The following is a 24,758-nucleotide window of genomic DNA, read 5'->3' as shown; positions in this document are numbered from 1 at the left end:
GCGGGTCCCGGTACCCGAAAAATTCCTTTTTATAGCGTGATCGGCCCATTTTCCAGCTGGAACTGAAAAATGGGGAGGACAGCCCCAGGTCATCGCCGGCCGTACTGAACCGCGAGGAACGCAAGCGCTGCGAGCGGGATCACCAAACCCGCCGCTGCTTTCTGCGTGGGAACAGGAGAGTGCTCCGCGCTTTCGGTCATCGCCTCTGCTTTGAGCCAGTCAACCGCGTAGGCGAGCTGGACATCCTCCCCGGCCATAGCCCTTGCCAGAGTATCCCTGTCGAGCGGCACCCGCACCGTCGGCGCCACCCCGCCGACCAACGATGCGTTGCTGTCGACTTGGATCTTCCCGTCCTCGTCGAGCGACGCGCCCTGTGGGAAGGCCGTCACGATCCCGAGAGGGAGCGTTGGGCCGATCGACTCGATACCGAATGCCCCGTTCGTCCCGTACCACGAGACTATCGCACCCGTTCCGGATTCGGCAAAGACTTTAGGAAGTCCCTCACCGGAACTGATAGTATAGGGGCTTACGAGGATGGCGACAGGGCCTTCGTAACGGTTGGGCCGGGGTTTTGTCCAGGACTCCCAGAGGACAGTTGTTTCACCGGTCCCTGGGTCGTAGAAAGTGCCGTACTCATAGAAGATCGGCCGGTCCACGAACCATCCGGCGAAGGCAGAGGCCAGGTTGTCGTCTCCTCCCCTGTTGAACCGGAGGTCGATGACGATTCCTGGCGTCCCATCCTCGATCGCATCCTTCACCGCCGTTGTGAATGGCTGGTAGGCGTCGTAGACCTCCTCGTAGACTGCGATATACACAACCCCTCCGGGCAGGGTTCTTGAGGTCACAGTCTCGTCTGTAATGATTGTTTCAAGTTCAGCCGATGATCCGGCTCTCCCGTCGTTTGCCTCGCGACCGAGGAAGACGCTTGTCCGGGTGAGGGTGTCGTAACCGTCGTCCACTGCGGTCAGGTTAACCATGTGGAGGAGGGAATCCTTCTGAGAAACGAACCCGATGGTCGCCACCGTCCCAACAGGCGCCCGGGTCAGGTACCGTTGCTGGTGTAGGAGGGTCCCTTCTGCGGTTGAGGGCTTGATCGGGGTCCAGACGATCGGCGTTGCGTTGATCGCATCCACGATCGGTCGGCCGTCCCAGGAGACTACCTCGTCGCCAAACAGGATCCCTGCCTCATCCGCATCGCTCCCGTTCGCAACGTAGGTCACGATGACCTCTCCCGTATCGAGTCGCGCGATGGTCAGACCGTAGCCACCTCCGATATCGGCGTACTTCGCCCCGAAGTCCTCAGTAGAGCGGACCAGAACGTGCCCGTCCGGGATGGCATACACGAACTCACGAAGCGTGCGGTAGTATGCGGCCTTATCGCCGTTCTTCTCGGCTTCAGCGATCTTTGGGGCGTATGTCGAGTAAAGCGAGTTCCAGTCAACACCGCGCCACTCTGTAAAGGCGTAGCGCTCCTCCATGTAGGTGCAGGTCTCGCGGAAGGCGTCACTCCAGGATATGTTGCTAAAATCGGGAGGGGGTTCTGTCAGGTTGGCCGCGATGGGCGCGAAAGATGCAGCCAGTTCTTCGTTGTAGGCTATCTCGTTGTTTCGTTCGAACGGAACGCAGGTGTCAGTCCAAACCATTCCACAGGAATCGGTGTAGATCCCGGCGCACGCCGGGTATGCAATGGTGAGGGTAAGAGCCAGAGTGACGATCCCGGGCAATCTCCAGGTTGAGTGTCTGAGAAGCATAATGATCCATTTCGTGAACCCTTTCCCCATGACGTGATTTGAAGTTTGCGCTTTATTATTGGAACCCATTGCACCAGGTGGTTACCGGGCTTTCCGTTGCGAGTGATACAGGATGTCTCCTTGGTGACCTGCACAAAACCAGCCTTCTCTCACTCCTTTCCCTCTCTGCCAGCCAGACGCAATCGCCTTGTATCAGTCTACGCATTCATGCGTGGTTCAGCGTGAGCGAGAAAGACCGCGTCGAGTCTCTGTTCAGGAACTCACGATGAACCTGTAGCGACCGTGTCCTCCCGTGCAGGTTGGAGAGGACATGCAGAGATACAGGTCATGACGGAGACGCCTCAAATTCGAGAAGTGAGGGCGAACCCTGGGGTCGGGGAGCGGCTCTTCACCCGAACTCCCGTCAGTGCACGGTTGCCGCCCTAGTTCCCGGCAGATACTTCAGCCTACCTTCTCTTAATCTTCTTCTGGGTTTGTCCAGGTATCAAGGCCAACCTGGATCATTTGCCCCCCGCAAGCCGCTTCCCTTTCTCCGTCAGGCCGTAAGACACGCCCCCCGGTATCCAGGCAACGCCGCAGCCTGAGCACCTGGTAGAATGGAGGCAGAAAGATTTCTCGGTAACGGAGGGTTCGTAGCAAGGTCCGCTTCGCTCGATGAACCCGAGTCGTTCCATCATGAAGAGTCGTTCGAGCAGAAGATCCGGTTCCACACCCAGATCGGCCGCAAGCGATCCGATTGTGGCCCCTCCTCCGGCAATCCGTTCTGCTATCTTTCGCATCATGATGCGCCAGCCCCCCTGAAGAACTCTCTACCCCATGCCAGGAGACCGATGACGCCTACCGCCGCCAGATAAAGGAGCGGGTTGATCACGTTCACGGCCGAACACACGGTCTCTCCTCCCTCAGCAAAGAACGTGGCCTCAAGTACCCCGGCCCCGATTGAGCAGAGCGCAACCACCCCGAAGACAGTCGAAAGGAAGAGACCGACGCATATGAAGGGTATACCCTCCATGGCGCCGGCAGAGACCTTCCAGGCACCGGTCATAAGAACCGCCCCGATCACGAGCAGCACGAACCCGTTGAAGAGATCCCCGGATATGTGGAACCCCTCCAGACCACCCACAGGACCGAAGAAGGCGCATGCAAACTGGAGTATGCCGGTGCCCGTGTAGAGCGCCCCAAGCACCGCTCCGAATATAGCTTTGTTCTTGTCATTCATGCTCATGCACCCCAGGCAAATGCGGCAAAGCGCCCAACAACTAAAGCCAGAACCCAGGCGACGATCAGACCGTAGGTGACCGAGAAACACGTCCACTTCCACGACCCAGTCTCCTTCCTGATGACGCCGAGCGCCGCAACGCAAGGGGTGTAGAGGAGCACAAAGACCATCAGGGCGAGGGCCGTCGCTGCCGAAATGCTTGGATCGGCGAGTAACGCTGCAGGAAGCGTCTCCTCCCCAGTTCCGTAGAGTGTGCCAAGCGACCCGATGACGATCTCTTTTGCGATGAACCCAAAGATCAAAGCAACAGCGATCTTCCAGTCAAAGCCGAGCGGCGCCACAAGCGGTTCAAGCAGGTGACCGATGATACCGGCAAGACTCCAGGCGCTCCCGTAGTCAACGCCCGGCGGGAACGACGCAAGAAGCCAGACGATAACGACGCCCCCAAATATGACTGTACCGGCTTTCCGGAGATACATCGAACCTCGACTCCACGTCTGGAGGAGCGCCATCTTCGCCGTCGGGAGACGGTAGGGTGGCATCTCCATTACGAACGGTGAGACCTCACCTGGAAGTATGGTACTCCTGAAAAGTTTCGCAGACACGATCGCAACAGCGATGCCGAGAACGTAGAGGAAGAAAACAACGCTTCCTGCCTGTTCGGGGAAGAACGTTCCTGCCAGGAGTACATACACAGGCAGTCTGGCGCTGCATGACATGAAGGGGTTTGCAAGGATCGTGAGCAGCCGGTCGTTCTCGTTCTCGATCGATCTCGTAGCCATGATCGCCGGAACATTGCACCCGAACCCGATAAGCATCGGGATGAACGCTTTTCCAGGCAGACCCAGGGTATAGAGAGGCCTGTCCATGACGAATGCGGCTCTCGCGAGATACCCTGAGTCCTCGAGTATCGCCAGGATCAGAAAGAGGATGAATATGTTCGGGAGGAATACGAGAACCGCCCCGAGACCACCGATGACCCCGTCGCCGAGGAGCGAGGCAAGCCAGGCAGACTCAAACGAACCGGCCACCAGTTCCGCGAGATGGCCGGCAGCAACCTCGATCGCGGTGGCAAATGGGGCACCGACTGTAAAAGTCAGTTCAAACGCCCCCCCACATCAACGCAAGGAAGATCGGGATTCCAAGATAACGGTCGGTGACGACGCGGTCGACCAGGTCGGACGGGTTTATGCGCCGGTCAGTGCTTCTTTTCCTGACACCCGGCAGGATGGCGGCGATTGTCTCATACCGTCTGTCCGCCATCATGGCCTCGTAATTGTCCGTGTCGATGGTAGAGAGGATCTCCTCAACGCGGGCGCTCGCCGGCCCCCCGCAAACCTTTGCCAGGGCGTTTTCGTCTCCCTCAAGGATTTTGACCGCGAGCCAGCGCAGCGGGTATCGAGCAGCAATATCCGTGTCGGCGGCGAGGACGTCTGCAACCCTTGCGATCATATTTTCCACCTCGCTGCCATAGTCAACGGTCTGCTTATGGTTCGGCGGGGTCTCCGCCTCCCCGATCGCGGCATCAAGGAGTCTGTCCAGACCTTTTCCACTGGTTCCGACTGTCGGCACGATCGTGACTCCCAGAAAAGCCGAGAGTCGTTCGTGGTCGATCCCGTCGCCCCGTCCCCCGGCAAGATCGACCATGTTCAGGGCGATGACCATCGGCACCCCGAGTTCGACAACCTGGAGTGTCAGGTAGAGGTTTCGCTCCAGGTTCGTCGCGTCAACCACCTGGATGACGACATCCGGCTTCCCGTCGAGGATGAAATCCCGCGTGATTACCTCGTCCATGGAGTAGGCCGTCAGACTGTAGGTTCCGGGGAGATCCACTACCTCGATCTCATCTCCGTCATGGCTGACCATGCCGGTCTTCTTCTCCACGGTCACCCCGGGCCAGTTCCCGACATGTTGCCTTGAACCGGTGAGCACGTTAAAGATCGTCGTTTTGCCGACGTTCGGATTCCCGATGAGCGCAATCCTGATGCGTGGCGTCATGCAGACTCACCGATACCCCATACCAGGATCTTCATCGCCACTCCCTTTGAGAGGGCGTAACGGGCATCTCCGAGCGAGACAACGATCGAACCCCTGTCCGCGGTGACGACCGTCACACTGGCGTCAGGGCAGAATCCCATCCCGAAGAGACGTGTCTGTAGCCCTTTGCCAGCTCTGAGCCCGGCAATCCTCGCCACCGAGCCGGGAAGGAGGAACGCCAGCGGGCAGGTCGCCCCCATCAACGCACCTCCACGAGAACCTCGATCAGTCTTGCTTCTGCACGCCGCAGAGAGAGACAGTAACCCTTCACCCTGTATTCTACCGGGTCACCGAGAGGCGCGGCCCAGATCACCTCTACCTCAGCACCCGGAACCATGCCCATGGCAAGCATGCGCTTTCTGAGAGGACCAAAAGCACGGATACCGATGATCCTGGAACGGCATCCGGGGTCAAGAGATTCAAGTGTGGTTGTTCTCGTATGATCCGCTGAATTAAATTCCATGATGTATTCTCTCTTGTTTGGTCGATATAACCCGTATCCGAAATATTTTCTGGTTTCAGAACCTGAATCGAAGAGTTTTCGGATCGCAACCGGGGTCCGAAAGGATCGTCAAATAAACGAGACGAAAGGCAAAACTATTCAGGCTATCCCATCAGTATGCGCGGAGACCGACTCAGAGATCTTCAATGCACTCAAATTGCCATCACGGAGCGTCGTTCGCCGACCATCCCACTCCCTTCCCTCATTGGCGGGCGGTCTGCGCCGATACAGGCGCCGGGCGAATCTCTCGCCAGGGGTGGATTTTATCAACCCCTGTCTTGCATGAACAATTATATACATCAGAGTGCATACGTGTCATTAGGAGTTGCCTCATGCCTAACTGCACCACATTTCTCGATGCCAACGCCTCCAGCCCTTCGAAGGTTGCTCTCATCGTCCCCTCCACCGGAGAGAGTTACACCTGCGCTGAACTCCTCGATCTCGTCTCCAGGATAGGACGCGGGCTCCAGAACCTCGGTATCGCCAGGGGGGACCGGGTCTGTATCTACCTTGAGAGTTCAACCGAGTACCTGCTGAGTTACCTGGCGCTCTGGCGTATCGGTGCAGTTGCGGTCCCCACAAACCGGGTCTACCGGGAGAACGAGGTACTCTACGCTCTCCGTGACGCCGGTGCCGTTGCGGCCATAACCGACGTCGACGGCGCAGCGGTCGTCAACCGAATCAGGAAAGAGGTGCCAGGACTCCGGCATATCATCGCGGTCGGCGGGGAGGAGGTCGAGGCCGCAACACCCTGGTCAGATCTCCTCAGGTCACCAGCCGGACTTCGGGCCGTCAACTGCCGGTTCGATGACCTCTGCCAGATCCAGTACACCTCCGGGACTACCGGGAGACCTAAAGGCGCCATGCTCACCCACGGCAACTGGATCGCCGCAATGGACGCCGAGCGGGACGTCCTCGGGATCACAGACCGGGATGTCTACCTGGGGATCTACCCGATGGGGCACGTCGGGATCAGCTGGGGTATCTCTACCCTCCGGGCTGGAGCAACCTATGTCGTTATGGAGCGGTTTGATCTCGGCCGCTACCTGGAACTTACCAGGAAATATCGTGCAACGATCGTCGCCGGTATGCCCCCTGTTATCCACTCTCTCCTCCAGACACCTCCGGGAACCGAGAAGGCGCTTGCTACCGTCAGGGCGATGATCAGCGGCGGCGGACCCCTGACGCCGGGCATATGGAAACCCTTCCACGAACGGTTCGGGATCCCGATCGTCAATGCTTATGGCCTCTCTGAGACGATCGTCGTAGGTACAGGAACAGCCATCCGTCCCGAGCACTATGCAACCGCCGACGAGTTCCGGAGCGTTGGCACACCGGTCGGGTTCTCGGAGGTAAAGATAGTCGATTCAAACGATCCTGCGCGCGAACTACCCCCTGGCCATGACGGCGAGATCGCTCTCCGGGGACCGGCTGTGGCGCTCGGTTACTGGCAGATGCCTGCTGAGACCGCAGAGGTCTTTCTCCCTGACGGGTGGTTCCTGACGGGCGATATAGGCCACCTGGACGAGAACGGGATGCTCTACCTCACCGACCGCAAGAAGGATATGATCGTCATGTCCGGCTGGAAGGTCTACCCGACCGAGGTTGAGGACGTCCTTGTCCAGCACCCGGCCGTCCGTGACGCTGCTGTCTTCGGGTGTGTCGACGAGCACCGGGGCGAGGTCCCCGTAGCCGTGGTGATCCCTGCTGGAAACGGCCTCTCCCCGGAGGATATTCTTGCCTTTGCCAGGGAACGCCTCGCCGGGTACAAGGTCCCCCGCCGTGTCATCTTTGTCAAGGAGATTCCCCGCGTAAATGGCTGGAAATTGCTTCGCAAACGCCTCCAGGAAGACTACTGTGATACCTGCAGCCGGGGTGAACGCTCGTATACAAGAGGGTAGTATTAAGGAAAAATAATTGCAAAGATCCTCCCGAGGATATAGCCTGGAGCATAGATGTGGCAGGTAGCATAAAACGTTCTACAGGTATTGCAGGTCTGGACCTTGCGCTCGACGGTGGATTCCCTGCTGGCGCCTGTATAGTCATCTCCGGGTCGCCAGTTAGCGGCCTTGAACTCCTTGCACGGCAGTTCTGGCAGGAGGGAGGGCGCACGGGCACGTATCTGATGCTTGACGCCATACCGGAAGAGGGGATGGTCGATGCACGGGGTATGAGCGTCGAGGAGATGGTTGCTGCGATGAAGGGGGATAGGATCATTGTGGACTCACTCTCCACCCTGATCGCCACGCTGGGGATCGAGGCTGCCCAAAAGCTCGTCGTCGAAGAGACCAGAGCGCTGATCGAGGAGGGGGCGAACATCATCTACCTCCTCTACACAAACCTCCACACCCCTTTTGAAGAGTCACGGATCGCGCGAGCCGCTGACATCTTCATCATGCTGTGGCAGGAGGTCCACGGCAACGAGGTCGAGCGGAAGCTTGCCATCGAAAAGTTCAGGGACGAGGACTTACCAAACCGCGTGATCCCCTACCACATCATGGCGGAGGGTATCGAGTTATCAACGACAAGCAGGGTATTTTAGGATCAAGTCAGGGCTAATCCCTGCCACTTCAATAGCGGGATACAGCCCGTCCACCTGAAACATAAATGCATATGATCAAGTATAATATCATGAAAGTGGGGCTGCAATCTCAGTGATAATACCCAGGATGCCCCTGATTTCAATCAGGGGAGAGCAGTCACGCGGGGTGATCCGCCCGGGCAAGCCCTGCCGCAGCAACCATATTCTTCAGTTTTCCGGATGCCACCTCACGTGACTGCATCCGCAGACCGCAGTCAGGATCGATGAGTATGGCGCCGGGTGAGAATACCTCGATACCCCTTTCAATCCTCTTGCGGATAGTCTCGACGCTCTCAACACCGGGATCAGCCGAATCCACACAGCCGTAACCGATCATCCGGCCGTGCAGGTCCTTTTTAGAGATTATCTCGAGGTTCTGGGGGTTATTTGAAAACTCAAAATCGAAGAGATCGACATTCATCCGGAGGACGTCGTCGATAACATCCCCCAGGTTCCCGCAGACGTGAAGACATACGGGCACGCGGAGCCTCCCGGCGATCGCGTTTACAGCCTCGCGACCGACGGTGAGGTTTGCCGCTCCTGTGGAGAAGATGGGCTCGTCGATCTGCACGAGCGTAACACCGGCGTTCTGGAGGTACTCCGCCTCGGCCGCAAGCGCCTGTGCAAGGTCCAGGATCAGTTCCTCCCTGTTGCGGTAGAATGGGGTCTCGATCGAGAGGCCGTATGCAATGGTGCTCGGCCCGGTGAGGATCCCTTTCACCTTCGGGTGGCGGGAAAGGGCATACTTCGTGTCAGCGAGCGTGATAGGCTGTCTTGCCGGCTGTACCTTACCCACGACCGCCGCCCCCCTGATGCCCGGAAGGTGAGATGTAAACGCGTTGATCATGTCCCCCCGAACCTGGCCGTCTGAAATTATATCGATCCCGGCGGCGATCTGGTCTTCTACCGCCACCTCCACCGCGTGTTTCAGCGGGTCAACAAGGGCCATAAGCCCCGAGCCTTTCACAACGGGGTAACTCCCGACCACCGTGGTCGGGAGGCGCATTGCAGTCAGGGTCATCGTCTCAGCCTGTAAAACCTAACAGTTCAATTCATCGGTTCCAGCCGATATAAACCTCATGGTGTCAGCCTGTGCCGGTCGCGCGGGAAGAGCACCGCCTCCCGGATGTTTGGCAGATCGAGCATCGTCATCACCAGACGCTCGATGCCAAGCCCCCACCCCGCATGCGGCGGCATACCGTAGCGGAACGTCTTCAGGTAGAACTCGAAACTCTCAGGTGAGAGCCCTTTTGCGCGGATCCGCTCCACCAGAAGGTCATGAACGTGGATACGCTGGGCGCCGGAGGCAAGTTCCATGCGGGGGTGCATCAGGTCGAACGCCTTGCAGAACTCCGGCCGGTCCGGGTAGGGCATCGCATAGTAAGGCCGGATATCGGTTGGCCAGTCTACGACGAAGTAATGACCTCCGATGGTGTCGCCGATCGCCCTTTCTGCTGCAGGGGTGAGGTCGTCACCAAAGGAGATCTTCTCCTCGATGCTGCGGTTTGCAATCTCTATCGCCTCCACGTAGGGTATTCTGGGGAACGGTTTTTGAGGGATTGCGAGATCGACCCCGATCTCTGCCAGGTCATCTGCGCAGTTCTTTGCAACGGATCCATATATATGAACAATCAGATCCTCGAGAAGTTCCATGACGTCGTTGTGGTCGGCAAAAGATACCTCGATATCGAGCGACGTGGCTTCATTGAGGTGTCTGACGGTGTTATGTTCCTCGGCGCGGAAGATTGGACCGATCTCAAATACTGCCTCGAAGCCTGCAGCCATCATCATCTGTTTGTAAAGTTGCGGGCTCTGGTTTAAGAAAGCCTCTTTCTCAAAGTAGGCGATCGGGAATAGTTCGGTGCCGCCCTCCGTAGCTGCTGCGACGATCTTCGGTGTGGTGATGTTGATGCAGCCCCTGGATGCGAGGAACTCTGTCGCGGCGCAGGTCACAGCAGACCTTATGAAAAATATGGCACGGACACGTGGTTTCCTCGCGTCAAGAAACCTGGAGTCGAGTCGCGTGTCCAGTTCAGCAGGGACCTTCTCGACGACGTCGAGCGGGAGGGGGCTATCCGCCAGGTTGATGATCTCTAGTTCATCAGGGATTATCTCACGCCCGCCCGGCGCTTTATCGATCGCCTTAACACTGCCTCTGACCCTGATCACAGACTCTCTTGATACATTCCTGGCGACCTCAAGGATCTCTGCCGGGACCTTCTTCTTCGGGATGGTCACCTGGATTATGCCGGTCCTATCACGGACCAGGAAGAAAGAAAGACCTCCAAGGTCGCGGATCTCGTGCACCCAGCCGATGATCTCTGCAGACCCTGTTTCCGGGGTTACGGCACGTATTGGTAGTCGCATATTAAAAACCTGTACACTGTGGGCCCCGGGAGGTATTTTGTCTTGCGCTTATTGAGAGGATGAAGAGTGTTTCCGGGCAGTCTGCCCTGAAAAATAATGGTTCAGAGGAAGACCGCTGCAGCAACCACGGTCGTCCAGCGGCCATCCATGACCCCTTCCGCTGCCTGGCAGATGTGTGTTGTGCTTATGATCCGGCCACTTGCCTTGTAGATCTGTTCTCTCTCCTGCCACGCTTTGTCGGGGTCGAACTCTATCCCGAGAGTTGTGGCGAGCATCGTCGCTGCCAGGTCTTCTGCATATTCACCAGAGACCTCTTCGGTCTCCCCGAAGGCGTGGTGCTCGGAGAGGTAGCCGTAGGCATCGCTCTCCCGTGGCATCGCGTGGCCGATGGCGGCGGAGACCAGCCGGCTCGGTTCGTTGGTTTCGTTCCGGGCCATGACGACATAGACGATGCTGCCTGGAGAGATCTCTTTCAAGCCCTCCTCTTTCGAGATCAGTCGACAGTTTGGCGGAAAAATACTCGATACATAGACCAGGTTGTACTTCTCGATCCCCGCCTGCCTGAGTGCCAGTTCAAACGATGCCAGTTTGTCTTTGTGGATTCCCACGCCCTTTGTAAAGAAACACTTGCTCGGAACGAACATTAGAGATCTTCTTATCGCTTGAATTTTTTAATATTTTCGGTTATAAACGCCATAAATCAAAAAATACAGGAGATATCAGTCTTTTTTGCGATTAAGGCCGAAATTTACTCACTTATTAAGGAAATAAGCACGCAAATCCACGAATCACTCTCACGAGTGAGGATGGCCGGATCCAGAGCAGCCGATTCGTAAGCCCTGAATGCTCGAGCCCGGGCCGCTGGCGGGATCATTCATCCCGGTCGGTGGTCGGGATGTGATATTTTGAGGTTTTCAGCACCGTATATTCCCGGCAACCGCGCGCTATCTGTAGCGTGACCGGTCGCCGCTGCAGGAAGAGGAAGAGGGGGTGAAGAGGGTGGCTATCACCCATATATCAGGTTAAGGATGTTCTTTGAAAGGTCGAGGCTCTTGCCACGATTGACCATGAGCGTATCCATCCTCAACGCCCCCTCAATCTCGACCGGGTCACGGACGTCCTGGATGAAGATATCCAGGAAGTCTTCGTAGAGACCGTATGTTCCGGCCGAAGAGGGTTCCCTCCCGAAGGCGCGCATCAGCGCCGCTGCCGGCCCGCTCACGGGGGCATCCCCGATGAACGGACTGACGGCGATGACATGCTGACGGCGTAACGCCTCCCGCACCCCGCTGCACTCAAGGATCGGTGATATGCTCGTAACCGGGTTACTTGGACCGATCACCACAGCATCGCTCGCCTCGATCGTATCTATAACCTCCCGTGTGGCGAGAGGTGGTTCGTCGTATCTCCGGTAAACGCCCTCTATCTCCACCTCGCCACGGTGCTTCACCCAGTACTCCTGAAAATGCATCTCGCCGAGAGGCGTGCTGACATAGGTCGTCACGACGGAATCGGTCATCGGGAGAACGGTCGCCCGCACACCCAGACTCTGACAGAGGAAACGCGTGACCTCCGTCAACCGCATGCCACCTCGAAGCATCTCACCACGAGCGGCATGGACAGCTCTATCCTGGTCGCCGACGGCGATGTACTCGTCGATACCGAACTTCGCCCTAAGGAGGTCGTGGGTTATGTATGAGTCGTTTCGGATCCCCCACCACCGGGCCGTATCCAGGATACCTGCAAAGAGGTAGATGACCGTATCGATGTCCGGCGAGAGATGGTTCCCCGTGATCCAGAGATCCTCGGCCGTGTTGACGACGACCGCGATCTCACGTTCTTCCAGCAGGTCCCGCATCCCGCGGATGAGTTTTGGGGTTCCGGTCCCGCCCGAGAGAAAGGTTATCATTGACCAATTAGCGTATCAGGCCGATCTGTATATGAATTTTCCCAAACCCACCGGATGCAGGAAGACCATCAAAACGGCATCTTTCAGCAATGTAGTGGTCTGATAAACCTTCCTGAGAGCGTATACCTCCCGGTTTTGTGAGAGACACCTTCTCCGTGAGTGGCAGGGAAGAGGGTTCCTCGTTGATTCCTGCTTGGGCCGCCAGAGGCCTCATCTGCACCCCTGACCGGCAGTTGCCCGCCCGGAAGTAGTTTGATCGACCACATTCAATATCCTGGCCACACGAAGATAGAGAGGGTATTGGGGGCGTGCCGCCCCCCTCAAAACCAGGAGGTGAACCGGTTTGATGACCTCCGCACAGACAACCGCAAAAAACTACATGATGCCCGTCAGGGCTACAGGCATACCGGATGAAAATCGGGGGTCATTTTCATACGAAAAGGGGCTGGTTTTCCTTCCGGATCTTTGACCTGATGAGTCAAAAGAGGACTGTAATCTCAAGAAACCGCCTGGCGTATGACCGCCATGACGTCCCAGGCAAGTGATTCCGCCTGCCGGGTGTGCAGGAGGCGCGTCTCAAGACGGAGCGAGCCTTTGACTTCGTCGGGGTCGTGGACATCCTGGACGAAGAGGTCTACGAGATCCCCGTAAAGTCGGCAGACCGCCGGGGCGGTCGGCACTTCGCCGGCAGCGGAGATGAGCGCGACATCCTTTGGGTCAGGACAGGCATCTCCGCTAAATGGTGAGACCGCAACAACGAACGTATCGCGCAGGAGGTCGCGCATACCATCGCAGTCCAGGATTGGGAGGATGCACCTTACAGGGCTGGCAGGCCCGATCACAACGGCTTCACTCGCCTCGATCACCGCCCGCACCGCCTCCGTTAACACCGCGGGTTCCGGGGCGGCCCGGAGAACCTCGCGGACCTCTGTTGCGGGGTCGGCGGTCACCCGGTACTCAAAGAGCGGCAGGAGTTCGGTGCCGGTGTCGATGAAGATGGTGGCATCTCCATCCGTCGCCGGAAGGATGGTCGCTCCGATACTGAGAGAGCGGCACTGCACCTCCACCGCCTCCGTCAGGCTCAGTCCCCGGGATAGGAGCCCTGCCCGTGCGATCTGGACAGCTCTGGCACGGTCACCGATAGGGAATGGTTCACCACCCCCAACCTTCTGGAGGTATGTGTGGGTGGTGTAGGTGTCCCCCTTTATCCCCCACCAGCGGTTGGTATCCAGGATTCCCGCAAAGAGGAAGATGGCAGTATCAAGGTCAGGCGCACAATGGCCCCCCGAGACCTGAAGATCCTCGGCGGTGTTTGCGACCACGGCAATCTCGCGATCGTACATTATCTGCCGGAAGCCCTGGATTAGCGCGGCCGTTTCTGTTCCGCCGGAGAGGAATGTGATCATGCTAGGATACCTTTACATATGGGCGTCTCCCCGATTAACACTTCCACCCTGTAACCGGTCAAGGACTACTCTGGATGGATGCAGCGTTGACTCGAGATAGCAAGAAGCATGCTCACACGTCCGCGTGTCCTGCTACTGGATGAACCAACGGTGGGCGTGGACGTCCAGACGAGGAGGTTCATGTGGGACCATGTCAGGGAGTTGAACCACAACGAGGGGTCTCAACCTTTCCGCTCGCCCTCGATCTCGTCGTTATCTTTGCCCTGGCGGCAGTGCTTGCAGGGGTTGGCACGCACTTCTTCTCCACCATGGAGGCTGATTGAGGGGGTTGTCCGGAGAAAAGGTCTATCGGGACCGGAATATGCGGCGAGAGATCTGCGGTCAATCCCGCCTGCCAGATCCGGTTAACGATCCCTGCAGTATAGGTTAAGATAGGAATCCCACAAAGACGGGGGCCAAACCGCCGTTGTATCCCGGGTTAGATCCATTGACCGCCCCCGATTCCAGCGGGCGGCATAAAGGGTTCTTAGCCCAGAGATTGCAATCCTGAACTTATTATTGATCGTTGCATCCTGGCAGCGATCCACCACCAACTTAGAATGTAAGCAGGAATCGATCCGATCAGATAACGTCTTTGCGACGATCATACCATATCTGGAACACTGCTGAGATATGTTTCCAGGGTTTTTCCAGGATCCCCCTAAGCCAGCCATGTTTTTTTTTGTGAGTCTTCTCTGTGCTGTCACGAGTGCTTTATAACGCTCTCCAAAACTATCTGGAAAGGTTTTGTGAGTATTCGATCTCTGATCGAAGATCTCTTTGAATTGGCCAGAGAATAGTTCTCTTTACGGAAAGTGCACCGAAATTCAAGGTGGTCAGTCCAAAAGATCGTTGCTGTGAGCGCACTTCTGGTAGAAACGACCGTTTAAGCCGGCGTTAAAAAAAAAGACAGAACTTCAGAGGGTGGCTGAACGGTGAAACATGGGGACCATTCAACCCTTGATCCTGAACCAAAAATTCATTTTGAGGCGTATCGACTCATCTCTATGAATAGCACGCATGAGTTCCTTGCTGGTGGAGAGTGGCGGGCGAGCAGCGAGACCCAGGACGTCCGGTTCCCCTGGAACGGGGAGACCATCGGCAGAGTCTATCTTGCCGGCAGCAGAGATCTGGATGACGCTCTCAGTTCTGCAGAAGACGGGTTTTCCATCACCCGGCAACTCCCCGCCCACCGGCGTTCGAAGATCCTATATGATCTTGCCGACCTCATGCGGAAACGCTCTGCCGACCTTGCGAAGACCATCACCCTCGAGGCGGGGAAGACCCGTCGTCTCGCTGGAAACGAGGTCGAGCGTGCCATAGAGACCATCGAGGTCTCCGCCGAGGAGGCACGCCGGATAGAGGGGAAAATTCTCCCCCTTGACTGGAACGAGGCCGGGGAAGGCCGGATAGGCTGTCTCCGCCGGTTTCCCCTCGGCCCCGTTCTTGCCATCACGCCATTTAACTTCCCGCTCAATCTCGCCTGCCACAAACTCGGACCGGCTATAGCCGCGGGGAACTCCATCATCCTGAAGCCCGCCTCGGCCACACCACTCTCGTCGCTGATGCTCGGGGAGATGACGCTTGAGGCCGGATTCCCGCCTGAAGCGATCAGTGTCCTCCCCTGCCACACCGGTCTTGCAGAGCGGATGGTGCGTGACGATAGAGTCGCCTGCGTCAGTTTCACCGGGAGCCCGGCCGTAGGCTGGCACCTCCGGGAGATCGCCGGCCGGAAACGTCTCGGTCTCGAACTTGGTGGGAACGCTGCCGTTATAGTCCACGAGGACGCCGATCTCCATTTCGCGCTGGCCCGGATCGTCACAGGTGCCTTCTCAAACGCCGGGCAGGCCTGCATCTCGGTGCAGCGGGTCTACGTCCACCGCCCGATCTACGAGAAGGCGCTTGCACAGATCGCCGAGGAGACCGGTGCCCTCAAAGTCGGCGACCCGCGCAACCCCGAGACCGACGTGGGGCCAATGATCTCGGAAGAAGCTGCCGTTGCAGCTTTTTCAAAGGTGCAGGACGCCGTTGCGGCCGGTGCACGGGTGCTGGTTGGCGGGACCAGGAGCGGCCCGATCATCACCCCGACCGTGCTCCTCGATACAACACCGGATATGAAAGTGAACCGGACGGAGATCTTTGCCCCGGTGATGACACTCACACCCTACGACACCTTCGAGGAGGGGCTGGCGCTCGCAAACGATACAGAATACGGGCTGCAGGCAGGCATCTTCACGCACGATGCCCGGAGGATCGCAGAGTCTTTCGAGACCCTCAGGGTTGGCGGGCTGGTCGTCAACGATATCCCGACCTTCCGACTGGACCATGCCCCCTACGGCGGGGTGAAAGGATCGGGCATGGGGCGGGAGGGCCCGAGGTATGCGATCGAAGAGATGACCGAAGAGCGTATGATGATCTTCGCGCCATAGGTTGCCTGTCAGGATACCATGCAACCCCCGGCATTCCATGAGCCGCATCCGAGACCTAATTATCCATGCGGGCTCAATAGTGATACAATGAAACAGATTGCCCTCTACGGAAAAGGGGGAATCGGGAAATCCACCACTGCAGCAAACCTCTCGGCAGCACTTGCGGAGGATGGGCTCGATATCCTGCAGATCGGCTGCGACCCAAAACACGACAGCACCCGGATGCTGGTCCACGGGACCTGGATCCCGACAGTCCTAGACCTCATCCGGGAGCGCGGGGACACTAACATCACAGTCGAGGACGTGGTCTACAGGGGCTTCGGGGGAGTGCGGTGTGTGGAGGCGGGGGGACCCGAACCTGGTATAGGTTGCGCCGGGCGCGGTATCATCGCGACGTTTCAGCTCCTTGAGCGCCTCGATGCCCTCAAGGGCGACGTTATAGTCTATGACGTCCTGGGCGATGTCGTCTGCGGGGGGTTCGCGATGCCGATGCGAGAGGGTTATGCCCGTGAGATCTACCTGGTCACCTCCGGTGAACTCATGTCCATCTACGCCGCAAACAACATCGCCAGAGCCATCGCCCGTCTATCCCGGCGGGCGCGGAGCAGGTGTTCCCTGGGCGGCGTCATCTGTAACGCAAAGAACATCGAGGGCGAACGGGAACTGGTAGAGGAGTTTGCCCGCCGGATCAACTCCCGCATGATCGCCTATATCCCACGGTCGCGGATCGTGCAGGTTGCAGAACTGCAGAAGCAGACTGTCATCGAGTACGCCCCTGAATCCGAGCAGGCCGGGGTTTACCGGGATCTCGCACGGCTGGTATACGGTAACGACATGACAAGCATCCCCACACCCATGGAGATGGATGAGATCGAATCCTTCGCCCTCGAGTTCGTCCAGGTTTGAGGGCTGCACCCTGACCGGGGCTCTCTCTGTGGCTACAGAGGTGCGGGACGCCGTCTGCGTCATCCACGGCCCGGCGGGCTGCACCCACCACAACTTCTCCCTCCTGCACGCCACCAATCTCTCGAACGACCGGGGCGACCTCCCCCGACTGCTCTCAAGCCACCTGCTGGAGAACGATATCATATTCGGGGGCGAAGACGCCCTCGAGACCGCCCTGGAACAGGCGCTCGCTCTCTCACCAGCGTCCATCTTCGTCCTCTCTACCTGCATCGTCGAGACGATAGGAGATGACGTTGCGGCAGTCTGCACAAAGGACCGGGGCGTCCCGGTGATCCCGATCCCGACCGCCGGGTTCCTTGGCGGCGTCTTTGAGACCGGGGTAAGAAACGCCCTCTCTGCCGTCGCATCGCTTGCCAGGCCATCGAGCGAGAAGAGCATCTCGGCAAACCTGATCGGGGAGAAGAACCTGGAGTACGGCGTCGACGAGAACGCCGCCGAGGTCAACCGGCTCTTAAAAAGGCTCGGGCTCCCGGTCAACCTGCGGTTTGTGCGGGGGATCATGACCCGGGATGTCAGCCGTCTCGGTGCCGCCGCAGTGAACATCCTCCGGGAACCTGCGCTCAGGGTTGTCGGTGAGGAACTCAAGCGACGTTATGGCACACCTTACATCAAGTCGTTCCCGATTGGACTTGGGGGGACATGCCGGTTCCTTGAAGAGGTCGGCCGGGTCTGTGGCATCGATTCCCTGACAGCCGTCGAGGAGGAACGGGCATACCAGACGGCGATGCTTGAGAGATTCGATGATCTGGCCGGGAAGCGGGTCTGCTTCCAGTCCCCGCATCCGATGCTCAGGGGCGACCCGGAGGTGGAGGCCATCTGCGCCGAGTGTGCCGACGCCCTCGGCCTCATCATAGACCCTGACGGGGTCGCCATCCCTTCGCCCTACCCCCCGCCAGTCGGGACCGCGGGGGTCGGGCGGATGCTGAACCGCTGGAGGGTGCTCATCCGTGAGAGAGGGCGGTGATGAAGGGGTATTGGCGCTACCCGCAGAGCACACAGAATCCATTTTATACCCCGGCAGAAAAGAGTTACAGTGAAGAGAGTGCCAGAGTATGTTTGAACGCATCCTGTTTCCAACGGACTTCTCAGAGCCTTCCATGAAGGTTCTGGACTACATCCCCGCACTTCACGAGGCTGGAACCCGTGAGGTCATCCTCGTCCACGTAATCGACTCAAAAGATGTAGCGCTGATAGCCTCGGGTGGCCACGGGTTCCTCGGAACGGTATCTAACCAGGAGACCGAGACGCAGAAGCAACTGCAGGCAGAGATCCAGCACCGGATAATCGATATACGGCGGGCGCTTGAGAAACAGGGCTTTAAGGTGACCGTCCTGACGCCCGTCGGCAACCCTGGAAAAGAGATCGTGGCCTCCGCCGATGCCGAGAGAGCATCGCTTATAGTCCTTGGCTCTCATGGCAGGTCAAACATCCGTGAGCGTCTCCTCGGGACAGTCTCTGAGTACGTGATCAAGAACGCAAATCAACCCGTGCTGGTAATCAAGCGGGGGAAGGATACCAGGGGATAGGCACCACATTCCTGCTACCCCGAAGAATCCCTTATCTCTTCTCTTCGGCCTCAAGCAGGTTCCGGATAGCCCGCAGTTCCGCAACCACCGCACCGAGGTCTGCAACTCTTTCGGGTTCACCTTCGGTCGCGATGGAACCCATCTTCCGGACGAGACCCATGATCGTCTCCTGAAGGTTTTTTGGGTCGGCGATCCCGGTCAGGACAATCTCCGCCCTGGCCTGCGCCGAGTAGCCGGCGGTCTGCACCCGAACGGCCGAGAACGAGAAGAACCGCATCAGCGGTCCCTGGAAGATATCAACGTTTGTGATCCGGTTGTATGGAACGATCCCGGTCTGCCTGAACCAGACACCCCGCTCCCAGGTGATCTCGGTTGGAGTGAGGCGGTAGGTTATGCTCTCGCAGTAGAGAGGGATCCACCAGGCGACAAAGATTATGATGGCAAGCAGCGGTATGGTGAGTCCGAGGCCGACCGCGAGAGGGGCGAAGATTATGGTCGGGATAAGCCAGGGCAGGATCAGGACGACGACAAAGATCAGGAGCGATGTGTAGAGGTATGTCCGGTACGCCGGCACCGGTTTGAACTCTTCGCCGATACGGTATGTGGCCGGGGACATGTTATGGAGATGTGTCTTCAATCCAGCGGGGTTAAGCCTTTCCGATCGGCAAGACCTTTTCGAAGGATGTAGCGGTCGCCACCATCGCCGAAGTAGTCAGGGCAGAAACCGACCTCCATAAACCCGTGCTCCTGATAGAGTCGCCGGGCGCCATGGTTCGCCGGCGAGACCGTGAGATAGACCTCTTCCGCCCCGATCTCACCGAGCCTTCCGGTAACGGCTGCAAGAAGCCCCCTGCCCAACCCCCGGCGCCGGTAGCCCTCCGCCACCACCAATCGGATGACCCACCCCACTCTCGGCCGGTTCTGCACAAGCGCCCCGATGGTGTAACCGGTAACCCTGCCGTCGCATTCCGCAACAAGGAACGACCCGGCAAAGAGGACACCGGCCTGGCGGATGAAGACCTCCGACCGGCAACCCTCCGGGCTGTTCTCCATATCAATCTCACAGACCGCCTGGAAATCACCGTCGAGGTATTCCCTGATCCTCACGTTCATAGTCGTACAACCCTGTTTCTTTGTAAAAAACTACATGATGCCCGTCAGGGCTACAGACATACCGGATGAAAATCTGGGGTCATTTTCATACGAAAAGCCAGCGATTCATCATGACAGGCCTCCACTGAGACGTTCATCCTGCCCGACCACGTGATATGGGAGAGAGCCCTGACGGTTCCCCGCGGGGAAAACCATTCAGGGACTGTGTAGATGACCCAGGTATGGCGTTGACCCGAAGTGAAGACGCTCCTGTTCCGATAGATAACGATTGTTACCCCCAACGAGGGGGAGCAAGCCTCATCCCGGAGGCGCAGCAAACCGCTCTCCGTGTTCGGCCCAGTTCTCGACGGGCGGTTCGGAGAGGACGATACAGAGATCTTCAGGGCGGATCCCGGGGCTACGACCGAGGTACCCGACGATCGCCCGAAAGAGAGCCTCCTTCTTCTCGGCGGTTCGCCCGGGCATGAGGCTGACTTCGATCAAGAGAGCGTCGCCCGATCGACCTGGAGGTAGCGGGAAGTTCTCCTCTTTGCGCTCGCAGACCCGGATCCAGAGGGCAGCCTCCGGGGTCTGCAGCGCGTCTACGAACGCCCTGCGGACGCTCTCGATTATCGACCTCCGATACTCTACCGGTTTCCCGATACGGATCTCGATCTTTACAAGCGGCATTCAGACCACATCCGGCAGGCCGGGAGGAGACGAACACAACCCCCCCTTACCTGTATGAGCGTTCCGACAGGCGGGTCTTAACGCTTTCCAGGCATCAATCCCGGGGCCAGGAACTCCTGCGCCGGTGTCGGTCGATACAGGCGTTGAGCACCTCCTCCATCAACCGGAGCGCGCCCTCAACCCCGATAACCGCAGGGGAGGAGAGTTTGACCCTGTTCCTGAGCGGAAATGTCAGCCCGACGAACGCGGCGTCAGGTGCGAGCGCCTGCTCGTAGGACGAGCCAAGGATCAGATCGGGTTCGGCGTCCAGGATCATCTCCCGGATGACCGCAAGGTCGGTCGTATGGGTGATACCGGTCTTTCCGGGACCAGGGTCGTTCCTTGCGGCGATAAAGGCTATATCCGCACCGAGATATCGTTCGAGAAGATTGGCGGCATACCCCGCGTAGGCGGCGCCGCCAGCGATAGCCACCACCGGAGGGTCAAACCGACGCAGGTACCTGTCGCAGCCCTTCCTGATCCTGGCGTCAGCCCACGCCACCTCTTTTGCAACCGGGCGGGCGTCGACCCCCTCGATCACGGTTGCAAGCCGCTCGAAGGTCTCGCTGACGGCGTCAAGACCGAGGAGCGACCCACAGGTTCTGCCGATGCCGCCTGAAAGATCCGGGTTCGTCTCAACGGTTAACGGCGCCGCCCGCCGGGTTGCAGCGTAGCGGTCAAGGCAGAACGTGGTCTGCACAGAGACACCGGCGAGACTGAGCAACCGTCGTGCTTCGATGGTGTTTCCCCGGCAGAAGGGATCGGTGAGAGAGATCCCGTCGATGTTGACGCCCGGCGCAGCGGGGTCGACCTCCGGTGAGATCCGTTCAAGCGCCCTCCGGTAACCGACCTCGAGATCGCCGAGGAACCCGGGACTGTCGATGAATAGCACCCGGTCGTCACGGCCGAGATCGCTCAGATCCTCGCCGATGACCGCCGGCACACAGGTGTTGACCACGGCTATCCTGGTGTAGCGGTCGTCTACACCCGCTATAACCTCCCGCAGCCTTGACTCCGTACCGAATATAACCTCGTTCTCGAGAAGAAACGTCCCGTATATGGGAGCGCCGGTGAGCGAGGCAGGGTAAAAGTAGCAGCCGCTTGACCCGTGGACAACGACTGCAACGTCTTCAAACCCGGCAAGGCAGGCCACCGCACCGGTCATCGCGCAGGGCCAGAGCGGGTTCTCACATGGAGTATGCTGCTCTTCTGGCATCATCATGGCAAACGAGAGGGAGGGGGGTGTAAAACCCCTCAAACTGTCCGGATAAGCGTGGCAAGGTATTGCCCGACCTCGCTCGTCTTCTTCGCCCCGCCCATATCCCGGGTGACGAAACCATCCAGGATACTCCGTTCGATTGCCCGGAGAACCGCCGCCGCGGCCTCGTGTTCGCCGAGGTGATCGAGAAGCATCGAACCCGCCCAGACGGTGGCAAGCGGGTTTGCAACGTCCTGGCCGCGGTACTTCGGTGCCGAACCGTGGATCGGTTCAAACATCGAAGTGCCCGAGGGGTTTATGTTCCCGCCGGGGGCAAGACCGAGTCCGCCCTGTATCATGGCGCCGAGATCGGTGATGATATCGCCAAACATGTTCGGGGTGACAACAACGTCGAACCACTCGGGGTTCTTCAGGAACCACATCGTGACAGCGTCGACGAAGTTGAACTCCGTCGAGACAGCCGGATAACCCCTGGAGACCTCCGAGAAGACGTCTCGCCAGAGACCGTAGACGTCGGAGAGTACGTTTGCCTTGTCGACCGATGTGACCTTCTTCCTCCGTTGCATGGCAAGATCAAAGGCGTAGCGGATGACCCGCCCGGCCCCTTCGCGAGTGATGACACCGATCTGGTAGGCGAGTTCGTCGGCATCGGTCTCGACGTCCAGACCGAACCTGACGCTGTATATCTCCCGCAGAACCTCCAGCGTCTTCTTCTCACGTCTTCCGGTAAACCTGGATCCGATCCCGACATAGAAGTCTTCGGTGTTCTCCCTGACCACCACAAAGTCGATATCCTCCGGACGCTTCTTCGCAAGCGGCGTCTCGACACCCTCGAGGAGTCTTATAGGCCGGAGGTTGATGTACTGGTCGAAGTGGAACCGGATCGCAAGCAGTATGCCCTTCTCCAGTATCCCGGGTCTCACCCGCTCATCACCGATCGCCCCGAAGTAGATCGCCGGGAACTTCGAGAGTTCCTGGATATCATCCTCGGTCAGGAGTTCGCCTGTTGCAAGGTAACGTTCGGCGCCAAGATCGAACTCTGTCCAGTCGATATCAAACCCATATCGCTCTCCCGCGGCGTCCAGGACCTCTCTGCCCGCTGCTATGATCTCGGGACCTATACCATCCCCGCCTATTGCGGCTACCCGGTATTGCATATCTCCACCCCGTCGAGGTTCCTCGCATAGGCCACAAGACCACCGGCCTCGACGATCCTCTTCATGAAATCAGGCACGGGTTCGATCGGAAGCCTTCTCCCGTTCACCTCGATGTAACCCCCTTCGATATCCACCGAGATGACCTCGCCATCCTGTATGGCATCGGTCTCCGGACAGACGAGGGGCAGGAGCCCGGTGTTGATCGCGTTCCGGTAAAAGATCCGGGCAAACGACTTCGCTACCACGATCTTCACCCCGGCACCGAGCAGCGCAAGCGGCGCATGCTCACGCGAGGACCCGCACCCGAAGTTGCGGCCGGCAACCACAATGTCACCCTCCCGCACCTCTACTGCAAACTCATCCCGCGTCCCCTCAAACACATGTTTTGCAAGTTCCGCCGGATCGTAGATCGTCAGGAACCTGCCGGGGATGATAGCATCCGTATCGACATCATCCCCAAACTTCCATACCCGCATGATTCTCACACCTCCCTCGGGTCGGTGATCTCGCCGTAGAGTGCACTTGCCGCTGCCGTCGCCGGCGACGAGAGGTAGACCGATGCCAGGGTGCTCCCCTGCCGGCCCCGGAAGTTCCGGTTTGATGTCGATAGCGAGACCTCGCCCGGTGCGAGCAGCCCGAACGCCCCGCCCATACAGGGGCCGCAGCATGGCGCCTCAACAAGCGCCCCCGCCTCAACAAACCGTTCGATGAGCCCGGCCCGGAGAGCCTTCAGATACTCCGTTCGGGAAGCGGGGATGACTATCACCCGAACGCTATCCGCAAACCGGTCGGCGGCCCCGATCACCTCCGCCGCCTCCGCCAGATCTTCGTAACGACCGTTGGTACAGGAGCCTATGAAGACCTGATCGATCTTCGTTCCGGCAACCTCCGTTACGTCCACGACGTTATCGACATTGTGCGGGACAGCAACCTGTGGGGCGAGTTCGGTGATATCGTAGTGCCGCCGCTCCCTGTAGGAGGCGTCAGGGTCGCTTGCAAGATCATACGACCCGACTTCACGCCGTTCGGTGATATAGTCCCGGGTGGTCGCGTCGGGCGGGATTATCCCCGCCTTCGCCCCCATCTCGATCGCCATGTTAGCACACGTCATTCGGCCAGCCATATCCATATCACGTATCGCCCGACCTGTGAACTCGAGTGCCATGTAGGTCGCGCCATCGGCACCGATATCGCCCGCGAGATAGAGGATCAGGTCTTTTGCACCGACCCTCTGGCCGAACTTTCCATCGATCTCAAGCAGGATGCTCTCGGGCACCCGGAAATAGAGAGCCCCGAACTTCAGGACGAAACCCATATCAGTCGAACCGATCCCGGTTGCAAACGCCCCCGCGGCGCCGTAGGTACAGGTGTGGGAGTCGGTCCCGACGACGATCTCGCCCGGGGCCGCCCGTCCCTTCTCCATCACGACCTGGTGACAGACGCCTTCACGCATGTCGTAGTTGTGGATCCCCTGCTCTTCTGCAAACCGCCGCATGAAGACGTGGTTCTCGGCGGCGGGTATCGAGTCGGCGGGTACCTGGTGGTCAAAGAGCATGATGATCCGTTCCGGATCGAAGACGCGCTCCCCACCCATCTCATAAAAGACCCTGATCGCAAGCGGGCCAGTGATGTCGTGGATCATCGCCGCATCCACCGGCGCCATCACAACCTCTCCCGCCCGAACGGGCCTGCCACAGTGTTGCGAAAATATCTTCTCTACGATAGTCGCCGACATAGAGTATCCCGTCTTCTGTAGGTGCTCGGGACGTATGTAGTTTGCCGGAACCGGGAGGGATGGTGCAGTTAAATCCAGGCCCATTTTGGCCGAT

26 protein-coding genes are annotated in these 24,758 nt (G+C 58.6%); 7 read left to right on the top strand and 19 right to left on the bottom strand.

All coding sequences use genetic code 11. The features are described 5' to 3' along the window. Nucleotides 1-89 precede the first annotated feature (89 nt). The 7 genes from QMC91_RS01965 to QMC91_RS01935 all read right to left on the bottom strand — a co-directional run bounded on the left by QMC91_RS01965 (nt 90) and on the right by QMC91_RS01935 (nt 5,470). Nucleotides 90-1,751: a S41 family peptidase gene (locus QMC91_RS01965; RefSeq protein WP_300234577.1), complete on the bottom strand. Its 1,662-nt coding sequence runs from the start codon at nt 1,749-1,751 to the stop codon at nt 90-92. A 500-nt stretch (nt 1,752-2,251) separates the two neighbouring features. Next, entirely contained in the window at nt 2,252-2,533 is a 282-nt protein-coding gene (locus QMC91_RS01960; RefSeq protein WP_300234574.1) for a hypothetical protein, read from the bottom strand. Beyond that, nucleotides 2,530-2,976, bottom strand: a complete 447-nt coding sequence (locus QMC91_RS01955) for a hypothetical protein (RefSeq protein ID WP_300234572.1) — start codon at nt 2,974-2,976, stop codon at nt 2,530-2,532. Before QMC91_RS01955 ends, QMC91_RS01960 begins: the two co-directional genes overlap by 4 nt. Then, on the bottom strand, nt 2,973-4,034 hold the full coding sequence (gene feoB / locus QMC91_RS01950; RefSeq protein ID WP_300234687.1) for a ferrous iron transport protein B: 1,062 nt from the start codon (nt 4,032-4,034) through the stop codon (nt 2,973-2,975). The genes QMC91_RS01955 and feoB overlap by 4 nt, the downstream gene beginning before the upstream one ends. Nucleotides 4,035-4,071: 37 nt before the next feature. Continuing rightward, the gene (locus QMC91_RS01945; RefSeq protein WP_300234569.1) at nt 4,072-4,968 is read right to left on the bottom strand and encodes a ferrous iron transporter B; all 897 of its coding nucleotides are present in this window, start codon (nt 4,966-4,968) and stop codon (nt 4,072-4,074) included. Next, nucleotides 4,965-5,207, bottom strand: a complete 243-nt coding sequence (locus QMC91_RS01940) for a FeoA family protein (RefSeq protein WP_300234565.1) — start codon at nt 5,205-5,207, stop codon at nt 4,965-4,967. The genes QMC91_RS01945 and QMC91_RS01940 overlap by 4 nt, the downstream gene beginning before the upstream one ends. Further along, entirely contained in the window at nt 5,207-5,470 is a 264-nt protein-coding gene (locus tag QMC91_RS01935) for a FeoA family protein (protein ID WP_300234562.1), read from the bottom strand. Before QMC91_RS01935 ends, QMC91_RS01940 begins: the two co-directional genes overlap by 1 nt. A 371-nt stretch (nt 5,471-5,841) precedes the next feature. Between QMC91_RS01935 and QMC91_RS01930 the strand changes: the two genes are divergently transcribed. Then, on the top strand, nt 5,842-7,410 hold the full coding sequence (locus QMC91_RS01930; protein ID WP_300234559.1) for an AMP-binding protein: 1,569 nt from the start codon (nt 5,842-5,844) through the stop codon (nt 7,408-7,410). 56 nt (nt 7,411-7,466) lie between these two features. Continuing rightward, nucleotides 7,467-8,051: an ATPase domain-containing protein gene (locus QMC91_RS01925; RefSeq protein ID WP_300234557.1), complete on the top strand. Its 585-nt coding sequence runs from the start codon at nt 7,467-7,469 to the stop codon at nt 8,049-8,051. Between the two features lie 157 nt (nt 8,052-8,208). Here the strand turns inward: QMC91_RS01925 and QMC91_RS01920 are convergent, their stop codons facing one another. From QMC91_RS01920 to QMC91_RS01900, 5 genes are all read right to left on the bottom strand, one after another. After that, on the bottom strand, nt 8,209-9,111 hold the full coding sequence (locus QMC91_RS01920) for a methionine synthase (protein ID WP_300234555.1): 903 nt from the start codon (nt 9,109-9,111) through the stop codon (nt 8,209-8,211). Nucleotides 9,112-9,167: 56 nt separating this feature from the next. Continuing rightward, the gene (gene aspS / locus QMC91_RS01915) at nt 9,168-10,457 is read right to left on the bottom strand and encodes an aspartate--tRNA(Asn) ligase (RefSeq protein WP_300234553.1); all 1,290 of its coding nucleotides are present in this window, start codon (nt 10,455-10,457) and stop codon (nt 9,168-9,170) included. A 101-nt stretch (nt 10,458-10,558) separates the two neighbouring features. Next, nucleotides 10,559-11,101, bottom strand: coding sequence for an arginine decarboxylase, pyruvoyl-dependent (locus tag QMC91_RS01910; RefSeq protein ID WP_300234551.1), 543 nt, complete (start codon nt 11,099-11,101; stop codon nt 10,559-10,561). A gap of 362 nt (nt 11,102-11,463) precedes the next feature. After that, nucleotides 11,464-12,366 (bottom strand): 2-phospho-L-lactate transferase, encoded by a 903-nt coding sequence (gene cofD, locus QMC91_RS01905; RefSeq protein WP_300234550.1) that lies wholly within the window; start codon nt 12,364-12,366, stop codon nt 11,464-11,466. Nucleotides 12,367-12,863: 497 nt separating this feature from the next. After that, complete coding sequence (locus QMC91_RS01900) at nt 12,864-13,772, bottom strand: 2-phospho-L-lactate transferase CofD family protein (RefSeq protein WP_300234547.1); 909 nt, start codon at nt 13,770-13,772, stop codon at nt 12,864-12,866. A 182-nt stretch (nt 13,773-13,954) separates the two neighbouring features. On the opposite strand from QMC91_RS01900, the gene QMC91_RS01895 reads away from it, so the two are divergent. From QMC91_RS01895 to QMC91_RS01875, 5 genes are all read left to right on the top strand, one after another. Beyond that, nucleotides 13,955-14,095 (top strand): hypothetical protein, encoded by a 141-nt coding sequence (locus QMC91_RS01895; protein WP_300234544.1) that lies wholly within the window; start codon nt 13,955-13,957, stop codon nt 14,093-14,095. A 723-nt stretch (nt 14,096-14,818) separates the two neighbouring features. Further along, nucleotides 14,819-16,240, top strand: a complete 1,422-nt coding sequence (locus QMC91_RS01890) for an aldehyde dehydrogenase family protein (RefSeq protein ID WP_300234541.1) — start codon at nt 14,819-14,821, stop codon at nt 16,238-16,240. A gap of 87 nt (nt 16,241-16,327) precedes the next feature. Then, nucleotides 16,328-17,146 carry a Ni-sirohydrochlorin a,c-diamide reductive cyclase ATP-dependent reductase subunit gene (gene cfbC, locus QMC91_RS01885; RefSeq protein ID WP_300234539.1) on the top strand — a complete coding sequence of 273 codons (819 nt, stop codon included), beginning with the start codon at nt 16,328-16,330 and terminating at the stop codon, nt 17,144-17,146. Continuing rightward, entirely contained in the window at nt 17,106-18,170 is a 1,065-nt protein-coding gene (locus QMC91_RS01880; RefSeq protein ID WP_300234537.1) for a nitrogenase component 1, read from the top strand. The genes cfbC and QMC91_RS01880 overlap by 41 nt, the downstream gene beginning before the upstream one ends. 88 nt (nt 18,171-18,258) lie before the next feature. Further along, nucleotides 18,259-18,732 carry a universal stress protein gene (locus tag QMC91_RS01875; RefSeq protein ID WP_300234535.1) on the top strand — a complete coding sequence of 158 codons (474 nt, stop codon included), beginning with the start codon at nt 18,259-18,261 and terminating at the stop codon, nt 18,730-18,732. A gap of 31 nt (nt 18,733-18,763) precedes the next feature. On the opposite strand, the gene QMC91_RS01870 is transcribed toward QMC91_RS01875, so the two are convergent. The 7 genes from QMC91_RS01870 to QMC91_RS01840 all read right to left on the bottom strand — a co-directional run bounded on the left by QMC91_RS01870 (nt 18,764) and on the right by QMC91_RS01840 (nt 24,664). Beyond that, on the bottom strand, nt 18,764-19,348 hold the full coding sequence (locus QMC91_RS01870; RefSeq protein ID WP_300234531.1) for a PH domain-containing protein: 585 nt from the start codon (nt 19,346-19,348) through the stop codon (nt 18,764-18,766). A 17-nt stretch (nt 19,349-19,365) separates the two neighbouring features. Next, complete coding sequence (locus QMC91_RS01865) at nt 19,366-19,845, bottom strand: GNAT family N-acetyltransferase (protein ID WP_300234528.1); 480 nt, start codon at nt 19,843-19,845, stop codon at nt 19,366-19,368. Between the two features lie 297 nt (nt 19,846-20,142). Next, nucleotides 20,143-20,514, bottom strand: a complete 372-nt coding sequence (locus QMC91_RS01860; protein ID WP_300234525.1) for a tautomerase family protein — start codon at nt 20,512-20,514, stop codon at nt 20,143-20,145. A gap of 94 nt (nt 20,515-20,608) precedes the next feature. Further along, a complete protein-coding gene (locus QMC91_RS01855) occupies nt 20,609-21,775 on the bottom strand; it encodes a nitrogenase component 1 (protein ID WP_300234523.1) in 1,167 nt (388 codons plus the stop codon). Between the two features lie 32 nt (nt 21,776-21,807). Then, nucleotides 21,808-22,929 (bottom strand): isocitrate/isopropylmalate family dehydrogenase, encoded by a 1,122-nt coding sequence (locus tag QMC91_RS01850; RefSeq protein WP_300234521.1) that lies wholly within the window; start codon nt 22,927-22,929, stop codon nt 21,808-21,810. Continuing rightward, nucleotides 22,914-23,405, bottom strand: a complete 492-nt coding sequence (locus QMC91_RS01845) for a 3-isopropylmalate dehydratase small subunit (RefSeq protein WP_300234518.1) — start codon at nt 23,403-23,405, stop codon at nt 22,914-22,916. The genes QMC91_RS01850 and QMC91_RS01845 overlap by 16 nt, the downstream gene beginning before the upstream one ends. A 5-nt stretch (nt 23,406-23,410) precedes the next feature. After that, nucleotides 23,411-24,664, bottom strand: coding sequence for a 3-isopropylmalate dehydratase large subunit (locus QMC91_RS01840; protein ID WP_300234516.1), 1,254 nt, complete (start codon nt 24,662-24,664; stop codon nt 23,411-23,413). Nucleotides 24,665-24,758: the final 94 nt, after the last annotated feature.

Source organism: Methanoculleus sp., assembly GCF_030019085.1.
Classification (GTDB): Archaea; Halobacteriota; Methanomicrobia; order Methanomicrobiales; family Methanoculleaceae; genus Methanoculleus.
This window is presented reverse-complemented; position numbering and strand designations above follow the sequence as displayed.